Raw genomic sequence first — 15339 nt, forward strand, 5'->3', positions numbered from 1 at the left:
GTGACAAATACCTGGTTGAAATACTGTACATCCATCCAGCTTTTGTCATAATGGCGGCAATTCATCAATTCCAGCCATCGGAGACACCTGAATGGAAGCCACCGCGAAGTCCGCCCTGAGCACCGAAAAAGCCAAAGCCCTGCAAGTGGCGCTCGCTCAAATTGAAAAGCAGTTCGGCAAAGGCTCGATCATGCGCCTGGGCGAAGGCGAAGTGATCGACGACATCCAGGTCGTCTCCACCGGTTCGCTGGGCCTGGACATCGCCCTGGGCGTCGGCGGCCTGCCCCGTGGCCGCGTGGTCGAGATCTATGGCCCGGAATCCTCGGGCAAGACCACGCTGACCCTGCAGGTTGCCGCTGAAATGCAAAAGCAGGGCGGCGTCTGCGCCTTCATCGACGCTGAACACGCCCTGGATGCCCAATACGCGCAAAAGCTGGGCGTCAATCTGCAAGATTTGTTGATCTCGCAGCCCGACACCGGCGAGCAGGCCCTTGAAATCGTCGACGCCTTGGTGAGGTCCGGCTCGGTTGACCTGATCATCGTCGACTCGGTGGCCGCGCTCACACCCAAGGCCGAGTTGGAGGGCGAAATGGGCGATTCCCTGCCCGGCCTGCAGGCCCGCTTGATGAGCCAGGCCCTGCGCAAGCTCACCGCCACCATCAAGAAGACCAACTGCATGGTTATCTTCATCAACCAGATCCGCATGAAGATCGGCGTGATGTTCGGCAGCCCTGAAACCACCACGGGCGGCAATGCCCTGAAGTTCTACGCCTCGGTGCGCCTCGACATCCGCCGCATCGGTTCCATCAAGAAGGGCGAAGAGATCATCGGCAGCGAAACCCGGGTCAAGGTCGTGAAGAACAAGGTAGCGCCCCCGTTCAAAACCGCTGAATTCGACATCCTGTATGGCGAAGGCATCAGCCGCGAAGGCGAGGTCATTGATTTGGGCGTGGTCGCCAAGATCGTCGACAAATCCGGCGCCTGGTACGCCTACCAAGGCGAGAAGATTGGCCAAGGCAAGGACAACTCCCGCGAATTCCTGCGCGAGAACCCCGCCTTGGCGCACGAGATCGAAAACAAGATCCGTGAATCGCTGGGTGTGGCCTTGCAGGCACCGGCCGCAGCCGCTGAATAAGCCAGGCTTGCTGGCCAAGGTCCACGGTGGCCACGCGCGGATCCACCCTGTCCCTCAAGGGCAGGGCACTGAAATACCTGTCGGCGCGTGAGCATTCGCGCGTCGAACTGGTGCGCAAATTGGCACCCCATGCCGAAGATCCCACCGAGATCAACCGTGTGCTGGACGACCTGGAGGCTCGAGGTTGGCTGTCAGCTGAGCGTTTCGTCGAATCGGTGGTTCACCGCAAGGCTGCACGCTATGGCACCGCCCGTATCCGGGGTGAATTGGTCGGGCATCAATTGCCCGACGATGCCGTGCGTTCGGCCCTGTCCGCTTTGAAAGACACGGAATTGCAGCGGGCGCAGGCGTTGTGGCAGCGCCGCTACGGTCAGGTGGCCGAGACGCCACAAGAGCGTGCCAAGCAAATGCGTTTTTTGGCGGGGCGAGGCTTCTCGGGGGATGTCATCCGCCGGGTCGTGCGTGGGTCTTCTGACACGGAAGACGCGAACGAAGCTTGAGCGTCGGGCAAAAGGTGGTGCTATTCTGAATGCTGCGCCGCAGTACGCTTTGTTTGTAGGTCTGCTGCGCCCCACGCAACCATCCTGCGAGTCAGTCCATGAAGATTCATGAGTACCAAGGCAAAGAGATCCTGAGCCGCTTTGGCGTGCCGGTGCCCAAAGGCATTCCGGCTTTCTCGGTGGACGAAGCGGTGGCCGCCGCTGAAAAGCTGGGCGGCCCCGTCTGGGTCGTCAAGGCCCAGATCCACGCGGGCGGCCGTGGCAAGGGCGGCGGCGTGAAGGTGGCCAAGTCCATCGACGATGTCCGGCGTCTGGCTGGCGACATCCTGGGCATGCAGCTCAAGACGCACCAAACCGGTCCCAATGGCCAGAAGGTCAACCGCCTCTACATCGAAGATGGCGCTGACATCCAAAAGGAATACTACGTCTCGCTGGTGACCGACCGCGGCAGCCAGAAGGTCGCCTTCATCGCCTCCAGCGAAGGTGGCATGGACATCGAGCAAGTGGCCCACGACACCCCCGACAAGATCATCACCGAGCTCATCGACCCGCTCACGGGCTTGGGCGATGAGCAGGCCAAGGCCATTGCCGACCGCATCGGCTTGCCAGCCGATTCCACCGCCCAGGCTGTCGATGTGTTCAAGAAGCTGTACCGGTGCTACATGGAGACCGACGCCTCCTTGGTCGAGATCAACCCGCTGAACCGGGACAGCAAGGGCAACATCATTGCCCTTGATGCCAAGTTCAACTTCGACAGCAACGCGCTCTTTCGCCACCCTGAAATCGTGGCCTACCGCGACCTGGATGAAGAAGACCCCGCCGAAATCGAAGCCTCCAAGTTCGATCTGGCCTACATTCAGCTCGATGGCAACATCGGCTGCCTGGTCAACGGCGCCGGTCTGGCCATGGCCACCATGGACACGATCAAGCTGTTCGGCGGCGAGCCGGCCAACTTCCTCGACGTCGGCGGTGGCGCCACCGCAGAGAAGGTCACCGAGGCCTTCAAGATCATGCTCAAGAACCCCGAGGTCAAGGGCATCCTGGTCAACATCTTCGGCGGCATCATGAAGTGCGACACCATCGCCGATGGTGTGATCGCCGCCTGCAAGGCCGTGAACCTGAAAGTGCCGTTGGTCGTCCGCATGAAGGGCACCAACGAAGACCTGGGCAAGAAGATGCTGGCCGACTCCGGTTTGCCCATCATCAGTGTCGATACCATGGCCGATGCCGCCCAGGCTGCCGTGGCCGCCGTTGCCAAATGACACGCCATTGATGACGACAAGGATCCCGACATGAGCATCTTGATCAACAAAGACACCAAAGTCATCACGCAAGGCATCACCGGCAAGACCGGCCAGTTCCACACCCGTGGTTGCCGTGACTACGCCAATGGCAAGAATTGCTTCGTGGCGGGCGTCAACCCCAAGAAGGCCGGCGAAGATTTCGAAGGCATCCCCATCCACGCCACGGTGAAAGACGCCAAGGCCGCCACCGGCGCCACCGTCTCGGTCATCTACGTGCCGCCACCTGGCGCCGCCGCTGCCATCTGGGAAGCGGTCGAAGCCGACCTGGACCTGGCCATCTGCATCACCGAAGGCATCCCTGTGCGGGACATGCTGGAAGTGCGGAACAAGATGAAGGCCAAGGAAGCCGCCGGTGGCAAGAAGACATTGCTGCTGGGCCCCAACTGCCCCGGTTTGATCACGCCTGAAGAAATCAAGATCGGCATCATGCCCGGCCACATCCACCGCAAAGGCCGCATCGGCGTGGTCAGCCGCTCTGGCACGCTCACCTATGAAGCGGTTGCACAGTTGACCGAGCTGGGCCTCGGCCAATCCAGCGCGGTGGGCATTGGGGGCGACCCCATCAACGGTCTCAAGCACATCGACGTCATGCGCCTGTTCAACGACGACCCGGACACCGACGCCGTCATCATGATTGGCGAAATCGGGGGGCCTGACGAGGCCGAGGCCGCGCGCTGGTGCAAAGCCAACATGAAAAAGCCCATTGTGGGCTTCATTGCTGGCGTGACCGCGCCGGCTGGCAAGCGCATGGGGCATGCGGGCGCGCTCATCAGTGGTGGCGCGGACACGGCCGATGCCAAGCTGGCCATCATGGAAGAGTGCGGCTTCACCGTCACCCGCAACCCATCTGAAATGGCCAAGCTGCTCAAGAACCTGTTGTGATCCAGCGCCGGTTGTTCGTGCTTTCTCACCCAGCATCAGCCCCTACACTCGGGGCTGATTTCATTGGTAGAAAGACATGGAAGCATTCCTGACGCCCGAATTCTGGCTTGCCGTGGGCCAGATCGTGATGATCGACATTTTGCTGGGGGGGGACAACGCCGTGGTCATTGCCCTGGCTTGCCGCAACCTTCCCACGGAATTGCGCCGCAAAGGCATCTTGTGGGGCACCGCTGGTGCCATCGTCCTGCGCGTGATCCTGATCTTTTTCGCAATGTCCCTGCTGGCCTTGCCCTACCTCAAACTGGTCGGGGCGGCCCTGTTGCTGTGGATTGGCGTGAAACTACTCATGCCCGATGATGACGGTCATGACAACATTCAGGCCAGTGACAAATTGTTGGGGGCCATCAAAACGATCATCGTGGCAGACTTTGTCATGAGCGTCGACAACGTCATCGGCATCGCGGGTGCAGCCCAGGGCGCGGGCCACGAAGGGCATCAGATGCCGCTGGTGATTTTTGGCTTGCTGGTCAGCATTCCCATCATTGTGTGGGGCAGTACCTTGGTGCTCAAACTCATGGACCGGTTTCCCCTCATCATCACCGTGGGCGGCATGCTGTTGGGCTGGATTGCCGGCACCCTGGCCATTGGCGATCCCGCCCTCAAGGCCTACGCGCTCGACACCGACATGAACCGCTATGCCGCGGGCGTGGCGGGTGCCCTGCTGGTGCTGGGGTTGGGCACCTTGTTGTCCAGAAAAAAAAGCTGACCCAGCCCGAGGTCCAAGCCCAGCATGACACCTGACATCAACCTGATCGCGCCTTTGTTGATCCTGATTTTGCTGGTGGTGGCTGCGGCACTGGTGGTTTGGCTGTTGCGCCAGAACCGCCGTAACTCCTCTGCTCGCTCCACCTTCGGGCCCAGCACCCAGCAAGGTGGAAGGCACAGCCGATCGGGCGCGAACACACGGCCGCGCCGCCGCTCGTCCATGCTCACCGAAGCCGAGCGCGAAAAGGCCATTGCCCGCATCCGCTTGAAGGCTGGGGCGGACGCGGGCCCAGAAACAGTGCTGTCTTACCTCCATTCGGCCGAAGACAGTCTGCCGCCCTCTGACTTTGATTCCGCCTTGCCGTCTCAGATGGGTACGCCGGATTTTTCACAAACCACCCGCCCGCAGACCTGGCAGCGCAGTGCGGCGGACACGCTGGCCAAGCCACCGCCTGCGGTTCGCCAGAATGCGGCAAACGCGCCGGAGCCCGCCGAAGGCATGCAGCGCGTCGCGCACGCGCTCAATGCCTTGAAAGAAGGCCCGGCCGACCAGGCCTGGAACTCGCTCAAGGCGTTTCGCCCGGAACCTGGGCAGCGCGAGGCCTGTCTTGAAACCCTGGAAGGCATCGCGCTGGCTTTTGAGCGCGACCAGCGTTACCACAGTGCCCGGGACGTCTACGAGCACATGGCCGACATCGACCCTGAGTGGCGTCAGGTCAAATTGCGTTTGATGCGAGCCCGGGGCCTGGCCCAGGCGGCGGCCAGCAACACCTGGGGCACCGTGCCGTCGCGGCCCATGCCCGAGGAAAGCAAGCGCCAACTCGGCAAATACGTGGTCGAAAAAGAGATCGGTCGGGGCGCCATGGGCGCGGTCTACCTGGGCTACGACCCGGTCAAGGACCACAAAGTCGCCCTGAAAACCATGGCCCTGGCGCGTGAATTCCAGGGCGACGAGCTGGCCGATGCCCGCGCTCGGTTCCTGCGCGAAGCTGAAATGGCCGGCCGCCTGGACCATCCCGACATCGTCAGCATCATTGGCGCGGGTGAAACCGATGGCTTGGCCTTCATCGCCATGGAACTGGTTGAAGGCGTGGACCTGAGCCAATACGCACATCCCACCAAATTGCTGCCGTTGGCACAACTGCTGCCCATCATGGCCCGCGTGGCCGACGCCCTGGCCTACGCCCACACGCGCGGCGTCACCCACCGCGACATCAAGCCCGCCAACATCATGGTGGACCTGGCCTCGGGCAGTGTCAAAGTGATGGACTTCGGCGTGGCACGCGTGGCCGACGCAGCGCGGACACGCACGGGCGTTGTGCTGGGCACGCCCACGTTCATGTCGCCCGAGCAGTTGTCTGGCCAAACGCTGGATGGCCGCACCGACCTGTACTCACTGGGTGTCAGCCTCTTCCAGCTGTTAACCGGCTACCTGCCTTACCGCAACGACTCCATGGCCCAGTTGATGCGAGCGATTGCCCAGGAAGAAGTGCCCAATGTCTGTGATCTGCGTGATGATTTGCCCCGTCCCTTGGGCGACATCGTCGCGTTGGCGCTACAAAAGCATCCAAACACCCGCTATGCCAATGGCCAACAAATGGCCGAGGATCTGAGGGCCGTGGCGCAAGCCGTGTGGTCCACATCCAACGTTGACATCGAACTGGGCTGAGTAACAAATCAAGCGACAATTGCACCATGGAGTTTGAGTTTTTCAGTCAGACCGACACCGGCCGTGTGCGAACGAACAATGAAGATTCGATCGCCATCGACGAGTCCTGCACCGTGGCCGTGCTGGCCGACGGCATGGGCGGCTACAACGCGGGCGAAGTCGCCAGCGGCATGGCCTGCGATTTCATCAAGGCCGAACTGGGGCGCTGGCTGACCGAAGCCGCGCCCGGTGCGAGCGACGGCGACGTCAAGCGCGCCATGGACATTTGCGTCGACAACGCCAACCGCGCCATCTTCAACGCCGCCAACTCCAACCCGACTTATGCCGGCATGGGCACCACTTTGGTTGTCTCGGTTTTCCGGTCAGGACGCGCTTTGGTCGGGCACATCGGGGATTCGCGTGCCTACCGCTTGCGCAACGGCGTGCTGCAGCAAATCACCAAAGACCATTCCCTGCTGCAAGAGCAGATTGATGCCGGCATCATCACGCCCGAGCAAGCGGCTTTTTCTTCCAACAAGAACCTGGTCACGCGCGCTTTGGGCGTGGAAGACCTCGTTTTGATGGAAACCCACCTGCACGAAGTCCAATCCGGGGATATTTTCCTGATGTGTTCGGACGGTTTGTCTGACATGCTGACCGATGCGCACATTGCACAGGTCATGAACAGTCAAACTAATTTGCCAGACATGGGTTCGGCCCTTATTTCTGCCGCCAACGATGTGGGTGGCCGGGATAATATCGCTGTTGTCCTGGTTCGGGCACAAGGTGTGGCCGAACCTCAGCCCAAGTCCTGGTGGCCCTTCAAGCGCCTGGGGGGCGCATCTTGAACACTAATTAGTAGATCCAATCCGAGAGGTTCCGCATGGGAAAACTGGTCGTCTCGCTAGACGGCGTGGTCATCAAGGAGGTCCAGATCACCAAGGACAAGACCTCCCTGGGCCGCCGCCCGTACAACGACATCGTCATCGACAACCTGGCGGTGAGCGGCGAGCATGCGGTGATGCAACTGGTGGGCACCGATGTGTTCATCGAAGACCTCAACAGCACCAACGGCACCTACATCAACGGCAAGGCGGTCAAGAAGCAACTGCTGCAGCACAACGACACCGTTGAAATCGGCAAGTACAAGATCAAGTTCCTGGCCGAAGAGGGCAACGACTACGAAAAGACCATGATCATGCGACCCGGTAGTGGCGGGTTCAGCAACATGGGCAACTCGGCGCCCGCGGCATCGACCCTGTCGCCCACGACCGTAGCCGAGCGTGCAGCGCAGGGGCCATTGACGGCGCCCGGCGGCTTGTTCACCTCTTCTGGCACTTCTCCGCTTTCCAACACCAGTTTCGGTGGTTTGCCCCCTCAAGCGCCCGCCTTGATCAAGGTGCTCAATGGCGCAGCCGCGGGCCGTGAAGTGGCCCTGAGCAAAGTGGTGACGACCGTGGGCAAGCCCGGCGTGCAGGTGGCCTCGCTCACCAAGCGGCCTGGCGGTTATGTGTTCGCCCACGTCGAAGGCTCGGCCCGTCCGACCGTCAATGGCGCACCCGTGGGTGGCGAGCCGGTTCACCTCAAGAGCGGCGACGTGATCGAGTTGGCGGGCACCCAGATGCAATTCGTGCAAGGCTGAGGCCGGGGCGCCCCGATGATCCGCGTCCTGGGTTGTTCAGGGTCCATCGCGGCGCGCTGCCACACCACGGCTTTCTTGCTGGATGACGACATCCTGATCGATGCCGGCAGTGGTGTGGGTGAAATGCGGCTGGATGAGTTGGCCCGCATTGACCACATTCTGATCAGCCACAGTCATCTGGATCATGTGCTGAGCATCCCATTGCTGGCGGACAGTGTGATTCGCTTGCGGCAGGGGCCGGGTGGATTGAGTGAGCTTCGGCCTATCCATGTTCACGCTTTGCCGGAGACTTTGGAAGCCCTTCGGACGCACATTTTCAATGGTGTGATCTGGCCTGATTTCACCCGTCTGCCCAGCGCGGCCTATCCCATCCTGGTGTTTCATCCCTTTGCGGTGGGTGAGCAGCTGACATTTCCTGCCAAAGGCGGCCTGGGGGCTGATCGACGTGTTCACGTGCTGCCTGCTGCGCACACGGTACCCGGGGTGGGATTTGGATTGGAGACGCCTCAAGGCTGGTGGGTTTTCAGTGGCGACACGGGGCCTAATCCGGCACTTTGGAAAGCGTTGGAGGGACGTCGCATCGCCCAATTGGTGATTGAGACCGCCTTTGGCAACGAGGAAGCGCATTTGGCGAGCATCAGTGGGCATTTGTCGCCGCAGAGCTTGGCGCATGAGTTGACTCAGCTGGATGGCGAGGTGAGTGTGTATATCACTCATCCCAAACCGGGTGAGGTGCCGGCGGTGCTGGCCCAGATCAGGGCGTTGGAGAGCAGGCATCGGATTGAGCCTTTGCGTGAAGGGCAGCGTTTCAATGCCCCAGTCGAAGGGTGACCATTTTTGTCACTGGTTCTGGCTAGGTGACCAAACAGGGCTTTGCTACTGGCGGTAATGTGACTAAATAAGTTGCTGCAAAGACTGTGATTAGGGGTAAACGCGGTAAAAGTCACAGCATTTCCATGGATCTCGATTGGCATGGCAACTGCGTAATAGAACTCACGCCCAGGCAAGCTGGGCCAGCAGTGACTAAATTTTCGCAGCGGGCTGAGCCCAAGGAGATTGACCATGAAGACGATTCAACGAGTGCAAATGAATGTTCAAAAGGGTTTCACCCTGATTGAATTGATGATTGTGGTGGCAATTATTGGTATTTTGGCAGCCATTGCCATTCCCCAATACCAAGACTACATTACCCGCGCAAAATACCAGGATGGCGTGACCTCACTGGAATCGACCAAGACCGAAACTGCCTTGTGCATTCAGAACTCCAGCGGTGATCCAACTCAGTGCGACAGCAATGCGGAATTGGGCAGCGCCTTCACGATGCCAACGTCTGCCGCGGCTGGCGAAATCACGCTGGGTCGCGGCACATTCACGGCTGGCACAGGCGGTGTGGGCGGTACTGCAGTCTTCACGGTTGTCGGCAGTGCCAAGCTTGGCTCGTGCACGGTGACCGCAACCGGCACTGTGACGTCCACCAATATCAATTGGAATTATGTGACGTCAGGCACAAACTGCACTAAGGCCAAGACTGGCTATTAATCCATTCATGGATGCAGCAAAAGGGGCCGTGAGGCCCCTTTTGCTTAAGGAGAAGCCATGGAGTTGACCATATTGATGCCGTGCTTGAACGAAGCGCGCACATTGCCCCGTTGCATCAGCGAAGCTCAGATTTTTTTAGAAACGCATGCTTTGGCAGGTGAGGTTCTCATTGCTGACAATGGCTCGACCGACGGCTCCGTCCAGATGGCAGAGGATCTGGGTGCCAGGGTCGTGCACGTTTCTGAGAGGGGTTATGGCGCTGCGCTCAAATCTGGCATTGCTTCTGCTCGGGGCAAGTATGTGATCTTTGGTGACTCCGACGAGAGTTATGATTTTTCTCGCTTGGAGACTTTCCTAGCAGAACTCAGGTCGGGGGCTTCGCTGGTGGTCGGTAACCGATTCAAGGGAGGCATAGAAAAAGGTGCCATGCCTTTTTTGCACCGGTATTTGGGCAATCCCGTTTTGTCGTTCATTGGTCGGCGTTTGTTCAATGCGTCCATTGGTGATTTTCATTGTGGGTTGCGCGGTTTTGACAAGAAAAGCATCTTGGATTTGAATTTAAAAACAACCGGAATGGAGTTCGCCAGCGAAATCATCATCCGCGCGGTTTTATCAAATTTGAAAGTAACCGAGGTGCCCACGGTGCTCCGACGGGATGGGCGTGATCGCCCACCTCATTTAAAAACCTGGACGGATGGTTGGCGACACCTCATATACATGCTTCTGCATTCACCTCAGATCCTCTTTGTGATGCCAGGCTCAATGTTATTTGGTGTAAGTTTGCTTGCTTCAATCACGCTGTCAACTGGGCCCCAAGCCTTTGGGTCGGTCGTTTTTGATATTCATTCATTGCTTTTCTCGGCTGCTGCTGCTGTGGCTGGCATCCAATTGATCTTTGTCGGTCTACTCATGCAGTTGGCGGGGGTGAAATTTGATCTGTGGCCCCCTGGAAAATTAACATCATTCATTGAAGCAAAATTCCGCTTGGAGTGGGGCCTGATGGTCGGTGCAGGGGGCGTTATTGTGGCATTGCTGCTGGCGAGCAAGTCGCTTTCATATTGGCATGCCAGCCACTACGCTGCAATTAATCCATCCGTCGCAATGCGCATGGCCGTTCCAGCCGTCATGGTGGGTTTGGGGGGGCTTCAGACCATGATGTTCTCCATGGCCGTTGCTTTTATCATCTCAACCAAGAAGAAATAATCGGAGATGCATGCGGGCCACGCTAGTGAGTTGTATGGTCGTTTGAATTGGCCAAAATCGATTCAATGGTTTTTGATTTATTGGATCGGGTTATTTCTGATTTCTCTGTCCTTGGGAAAGGACCTGAGCTGGGATTTGTTGAATTATCACCTCTACGTGGGGCGATCTTTTTTTGACGACCGATTCGATCAGGATTTTCTGGCAGCCAGCGTTCAAAGTCATTTGAATCCTCTGCTGCATGTACCCTTCTATCTCATGGTGCATTCTGGATGGCACAGCATCGCGATTAACGCAGCACTCACAGGGATGAATGCCTTGAACCTTTCGGTTCTGCAAAAAATAGCTGAGAAGCTTTTGCGCAATACTGGGCGAGAAAGAGGAGCTTTGAGAGAACTTGCCGTCTTATTGGCTGCACTGGCCCCCATATTTTTATCAGAGGTTGGCACCAGTTTTGTGGATGTGGTGGTATCCATTCCGTGCCTCATCGGCGTTCTTGCGGGACTGGCGTCGATTGAGCACAAGAGACTGAAGTCAGCGGCTGTCGCAGGTGCTGCATTGGGTGCGGGCATTGGGCTTAAATTAACCGCCCTTTACATGGCTGCCCCTGTGGGCCTCGGCTTGGTCCTTGCCTTTTGGACCTTGAAAGGAGTTCGCCAAGGTGCGCTGGCCGGCCTGATATTTGGCGGGTGCTTATTCGGCGGCTTCATCTTGACTTATGGTTGGTGGGGCCTTGCTTTATGGCGAAATTTTGGTAATCCTTATTTTCCGTTATTTAACAATATTTTCCACTCACCATGGTTCTCATTTCAAATTTTAATGAACTTCAGATTCAAGCCGGAAGGATTTATTGAATATCTGGTATTTCCGTTTAGTATTGTTCGCGGTGATATCATGGCTTATGCCGAAGTGCGGGAGCCTGATGTCAGAATAATGGCTTTTTTCTTGCTGGGGCTGATTTTAATCGGAAAAAAAATTCGCGTGACGCTGGCCTTTCCTTGCGCTGCGTTGCGGGGCTTACTGGGGTCTTTGGAGGGCTTCCTGTGTCTGGTGGTGCTGGGCTCTTACGGGTTATGGCTGCGCTCCAGCGCCAATGGACGATACGCCGTGCCAATGCTTTTGCTGATTGGTGTCGCTGTCGTCGTGTTAGTTGTAAACATCAGCAGCCATCGTAGATGGAAAGCCTATGCCCTGCTCTTAATTTTTGGGGTGCAAATCACCATGGACGTCGTTAGCGCTGATTTGCGCTGGAACCCTGGTCCTTGGCGCGCGAAGTGGATCGACGTGCAGCCGCAACCTGGCAGCCAATGGCCCAAAGAGCCTGCCTTGTATTTGTCATTGAGCAATCAGACATTCGCTTCCTTGATCGATTATTTTCCGAAGGGCAGTGGGTTCATCAACTTGGTGGGGCAAAAAACAATACCTCATGAGGGCCCAACTCGTTCGAAAGTTGATGTCATGGTGAAAAGACGCATGCCTCAGGTCCGAACGCTTTCCCCTTTGGTGCTGCATTCTTCGGGCCTAGGTCCGGCATCCATGGGGCAAGCGGTGCTTAAGCAGGCTAGGCTATTGTCAAGCTATGGTTTGACCGTTACCGGGGAAGACTGTCAGGTGCTGTCGATTAAGGATGCTTCAAGCGGTGTTGGCGAGGTATTGGAAAAAGGGGTCGCAGAGCTGCTGGACAGCGATCACACTGAATTACATGATCAAGGTTTGCTGACCTGTGCCGTGAGTTACCTTGAGCAGCCTGAGGCGATTGAGGTGCGCGAACAAAAGCAGGTAGGCCTTGAGTATGAAAATATAGAGCGTATGTGCAGACGTAATTTATTGGGAGAGCGCTCGGTTCTTGAGGTGGTTTCTATAGGGTATAGGAAATCTTACATCAACAGCGACATGGTGGTAATTTGGCGGCGTCAGGATCAGGCGCTGTGGGTATGGCGTTATAATCGATTCATTGGGCGGTATTCAATGTCGCTTGCTGTCGGTGATCATCGGGTCGAAGCCTTTTGTGCTGCCGGGGCGCAATGAATTACAAGTTATTAAAATGCAAAAAATCAGAATCGGTCTGGTAGGTCTTGGGTGGGTCAGTACCCATCGCCACATACCTGCTTTGCTTCGAAATCCACGTTTCGAAATCATAGGTCTGGCAGATCGAGATGCCGCATTGGCGGCTCGTTGGGCGCGCAAATTGGGCATTCGCCAGCATTGTGGCGCTTCGTCCATTGCAGAGATTGATTGGCTTTCGAAAGCAGATGCCATTGACGTGGTCACCGCTCCCATGGCGCATTATGCATTGATCAAGGATGCCTTGCTTGCGGGCAAACATGTGATCACCGAGAAGCCCTTTACCATGACGGCTCTGGAGGGGGAGGAATTGGTTGAGTTGGCTAAATTGGCTGGCAAGCGCTTGGCCATCGTGCATAATTTTCAATTTGCATCTTCTACCCAGCGTTTGATTCGTGATTTGGAAAATGATGAAATCGGCACCGTGCGTTCGGTAGTGGCTTTCCAGTGGGGCAATCCACTCAGGCGATTGCCTGTGTGGTACGAGGATTTGCCCGGAGGTTTGTTTTTTGATGAAAGCCCCCATTTACTCTACCTCGTTAGACGCCTAGCTCCCGGTCCCTTGCGCTTGGTCAATGTTGACAGCTGTCCCAGTACATCCGGGAAAAATACACCCGCGAGCGTTGACGCATCCTTCCGAACCGAAGTCAATGGAAAAGAAATCCCGGTGACCGTGAGTTGCCGGTTTGAGGCCCCATTGAGTGAATGGCATGTGGCTGTGCTGGGCGACAAAGCGGTGGGTATGGTTGATGTGTTTCGCGATATTTATCTGAAATTGCCCAATGACGGTTTGCATTTGGCATCCACAGTTTTGCGCACATCCTGGCGTGCCACAGCCATGCACTGGTTTCAACATTTTATAAACGGGCCGTTGCACTTCGCTGGCCGCTTGCTGTACGGTAACCAAACCATTTTTCAACGGTTCGCAGCCGCCATTGACAACGGGCATGAAGCTAAAGATGTATCCGGAGAGGACGCATTGGCAGTTTTAAAAATGCAATTAGCGATCATTGAGGCCATTGATCCGGGCCGCGATTCTCCCGCTCAAGCATGAAAGCTTTGTTGGCCCGTTTGACCGATGCCCGGTTCTGGCGTTTTGCTTGTGTGGGCATTGTCTTTGTGGCGTTGAATTTGGTGACTTTGAAGATTTTGGTGGATTATTGGAGTATTCCATACCTCCAGTCTTGTGTGATCGCTTTTGTCTTGTTAAATTTTTTCAGCTATAGAATAAATAAGGTGTTTGCATTCAGGCTGGAGGCAGACTTCCAAGGTCGGGAGTTGTTTAGATATTATTTCGTCATGGCGTTTAGTCTGCTGATTAATTTGACGTCCATGTGGATTTTGGTTGATATTTTCAAGCTGAACTATTTGTGGGCGAGTTTGGCTGTTTCCGCCGTTCTTGCAGTCATGAATTTCTCAGGCCACGCCAATTTGACATTCACTCATTCGACGACGGCCCGAAGGCCTGTGCGCTCCGTCTTGATGGTCAGCGCCTTTTTCCCGGCACATGGGGGAGGCATAGAGGTAGTGGCTGGAAAGCTTGTGGATGGCTTGAGTCAATCAGGCCTGACTATCCAATGGATGGCAGGAGGTTACCCCGCCGAATTTCCTGGTGATTTTGCGGAAGGGGTCGAGGTCGACCAAGCTGCCTCTATCGATTTCTTGGAAAAGCGATTGGGCATGCCACTGCCCATCTGGAGCGCGGGCAGCGTCTGGCGCCTATGGAAACGCATGCGTCGTGCGGACTTGGTGCATGTGCATGATTTTCTCTATATGCCTTCTTTGATGGCGATGGTATTTGCCGCTATGCAGGGGAAGCCGTTGGTGTTGACGCAGCACATTGGGGCAATAAATTTCAAGTCCCCCTTGGCCAGTTTCTTGATTGGTGGTCTCAATAAAACAATTGGAAAAATGGCTTTAATCTATGCTGATCAGGTGGTCTTTGTGGGGAGGCCTGTGTTGGAGTATTTTAAAACTTTTGTTAAATTTCGACGTCCGCCATGTCTTGTGTCGAACGGCGTGAACCACCATATTTATTTCAATATTGAGCGTGAGCCGATTTTGGTCGATCGGAAGATCAAGATCTTATATGTGGGCCGATTTGTTGAGAAAAAAGGTATCGATTTAATAAAATATTGCATTACAGTGCCCCGCACTGAGTGGATTTTCATCGGGTGGGGGCCTTTATCACCTCTTGCTTGGCCAGGAGGCCTTCCGGCGCATGTTACGGTACTCGAAAATCTCCGATCTGATTTGTTGGTGCCATACTTTCAGCAAGCCGATTTATTAGTATTGCCTAGCACCGGAGAAGGGTTTCCGTTGGTCATCCAGGAGGCCATGGCTTGCGGCACGCCAGTCCTGGTCAGCGCCGAGGTGGCGGCGGCTTTCCCCACCACTGATCCGACATGTGTATTCCAGGTGGAGCTTCGCCACCAAACCTGCCCGGAGGTGGCGCTTCGCTTTGCAGTTGAGGCGTTGGTAGGCAATCCGCAGAGGCTTGTCCAAGGGCGATCCTCTGCGAAGAACTTGTCCCTGCAGTGGTCATGGGACCGCTGCGTTGCGGAATACATCGAACTCTATGCGGCAGTGAGCTGAGTGGCCAACTCGTGCGACCCAGCTAAAATCTCACTCTCCGTACCCATCCCCACCAACCTTGCCCA

Annotated in this window: 14 protein-coding genes; all 14 read left to right on the forward strand. The window is 56.6% G+C overall.

What is annotated here, in order from left to right:
* The first annotated feature begins 91 nt into the window (after positions 1-91).
* The 14 genes from recA (at position 92) to LQ232_RS01730 (ending at position 15274) form a co-directional block, all read left to right on the forward strand.
* Positions 92-1135 carry a recombinase RecA gene (gene recA, locus LQ232_RS01665; RefSeq protein WP_230178104.1) on the forward strand — a complete coding sequence of 348 codons (1044 nt, stop codon included), beginning with the start codon at positions 92-94 and terminating at the stop codon, positions 1133-1135.
* A gap of 26 nt (positions 1136-1161) precedes the next feature.
* Positions 1162-1635, forward strand: a complete 474-nt coding sequence (gene recX / locus LQ232_RS01670; protein WP_230178115.1) for a recombination regulator RecX — start codon at positions 1162-1164, stop codon at positions 1633-1635.
* 98 nt (positions 1636-1733) lie between these two features.
* Complete coding sequence (sucC, locus tag LQ232_RS01675) at positions 1734-2897, forward strand: ADP-forming succinate--CoA ligase subunit beta (protein WP_230178117.1); 1164 nt, start codon at positions 1734-1736, stop codon at positions 2895-2897.
* A 30-nt stretch (positions 2898-2927) separates the two neighbouring features.
* Positions 2928-3821 (forward strand): succinate--CoA ligase subunit alpha, encoded by an 894-nt coding sequence (gene sucD, locus LQ232_RS01680; protein WP_230178119.1) that lies wholly within the window; start codon positions 2928-2930, stop codon positions 3819-3821.
* A gap of 76 nt (positions 3822-3897) precedes the next feature.
* Positions 3898-4587 carry a TerC family protein gene (locus LQ232_RS01685; RefSeq protein WP_230178121.1) on the forward strand — a complete coding sequence of 230 codons (690 nt, stop codon included), beginning with the start codon at positions 3898-3900 and terminating at the stop codon, positions 4585-4587.
* 24 nt (positions 4588-4611) lie between these two features.
* Positions 4612-6255, forward strand: coding sequence for a serine/threonine-protein kinase (locus tag LQ232_RS01690; RefSeq protein WP_230178123.1), 1644 nt, complete (start codon positions 4612-4614; stop codon positions 6253-6255).
* A gap of 26 nt (positions 6256-6281) precedes the next feature.
* Entirely contained in the window at positions 6282-7082 is an 801-nt protein-coding gene (locus LQ232_RS01695; RefSeq protein ID WP_230178125.1) for a Stp1/IreP family PP2C-type Ser/Thr phosphatase, read from the forward strand.
* 35 nt (positions 7083-7117) lie between these two features.
* Positions 7118-7876 carry an FHA domain-containing protein gene (locus tag LQ232_RS01700; protein WP_230178136.1) on the forward strand — a complete coding sequence of 253 codons (759 nt, stop codon included), beginning with the start codon at positions 7118-7120 and terminating at the stop codon, positions 7874-7876.
* 15 nt (positions 7877-7891) lie between these two features.
* Complete coding sequence (locus LQ232_RS01705; protein ID WP_230178138.1) at positions 7892-8707, forward strand: 3',5'-cyclic-nucleotide phosphodiesterase; 816 nt, start codon at positions 7892-7894, stop codon at positions 8705-8707.
* Between the two features lie 231 nt (positions 8708-8938).
* A complete protein-coding gene (locus LQ232_RS23555; RefSeq protein ID WP_305878326.1) occupies positions 8939-9415 on the forward strand; it encodes a prepilin-type N-terminal cleavage/methylation domain-containing protein in 477 nt (158 codons plus the stop codon).
* Between the two features lie 57 nt (positions 9416-9472).
* Positions 9473-10618, forward strand: a complete 1146-nt coding sequence (locus LQ232_RS01715; protein WP_230178140.1) for a glycosyltransferase family 2 protein — start codon at positions 9473-9475, stop codon at positions 10616-10618.
* 6 nt (positions 10619-10624) lie between these two features.
* A complete protein-coding gene (locus LQ232_RS01720; RefSeq protein ID WP_230178143.1) occupies positions 10625-12643 on the forward strand; it encodes a hypothetical protein in 2019 nt (672 codons plus the stop codon).
* Entirely contained in the window at positions 12600-13733 is a 1134-nt protein-coding gene (locus LQ232_RS01725) for a Gfo/Idh/MocA family protein (RefSeq protein WP_230179698.1), read from the forward strand. The genes LQ232_RS01720 and LQ232_RS01725 overlap by 44 nt, the downstream gene beginning before the upstream one ends.
* Positions 13730-15274 (forward strand): glycosyltransferase, encoded by a 1545-nt coding sequence (locus LQ232_RS01730; protein WP_230178145.1) that lies wholly within the window; start codon positions 13730-13732, stop codon positions 15272-15274. The genes LQ232_RS01725 and LQ232_RS01730 overlap by 4 nt, the downstream gene beginning before the upstream one ends.
* Positions 15275-15339 lie beyond the last annotated feature (65 nt).

The organism is Aquabacterium sp. CECT 9606, assembly GCF_918741295.1.
Lineage (GTDB): Bacteria > Pseudomonadota > Gammaproteobacteria > Burkholderiales > Burkholderiaceae_C > Aquabacterium.

Coding starts and splice junctions, on each gene's coding strand:
- recA (WP_230178104.1), top strand. CDS start 92: ATGGAAGCCACCGCGAAGTCCGCCCTGAGCACCGAAAAAGCCAAAGCC.
- sucC (WP_230178117.1), top strand. CDS start 1,734: ATGAAGATTCATGAGTACCAAGGCAAAGAGATCCTGAGCCGCTTTGGC.
- sucD (WP_230178119.1), top strand. CDS start 2,928: ATGAGCATCTTGATCAACAAAGACACCAAAGTCATCACGCAAGGCATC.
- LQ232_RS01685 (WP_230178121.1), top strand. CDS start 3,898: ATGGAAGCATTCCTGACGCCCGAATTCTGGCTTGCCGTGGGCCAGATC.
- LQ232_RS01690 (WP_230178123.1), top strand. CDS start 4,612: ATGACACCTGACATCAACCTGATCGCGCCTTTGTTGATCCTGATTTTG.
- LQ232_RS01695 (WP_230178125.1), top strand. CDS start 6,282: ATGGAGTTTGAGTTTTTCAGTCAGACCGACACCGGCCGTGTGCGAACG.
- LQ232_RS01700 (WP_230178136.1), top strand. CDS start 7,118: ATGGGAAAACTGGTCGTCTCGCTAGACGGCGTGGTCATCAAGGAGGTC.
- LQ232_RS01705 (WP_230178138.1), top strand. CDS start 7,892: ATGATCCGCGTCCTGGGTTGTTCAGGGTCCATCGCGGCGCGCTGCCAC.
- LQ232_RS23555 (WP_305878326.1), top strand. CDS start 8,939: ATGAAGACGATTCAACGAGTGCAAATGAATGTTCAAAAGGGTTTCACC.
- LQ232_RS01715 (WP_230178140.1), top strand. CDS start 9,473: ATGGAGTTGACCATATTGATGCCGTGCTTGAACGAAGCGCGCACATTG.
- LQ232_RS01720 (WP_230178143.1), top strand. CDS start 10,625: ATGCATGCGGGCCACGCTAGTGAGTTGTATGGTCGTTTGAATTGGCCA.
- LQ232_RS01730 (WP_230178145.1), top strand. CDS start 13,730: ATGAAAGCTTTGTTGGCCCGTTTGACCGATGCCCGGTTCTGGCGTTTT.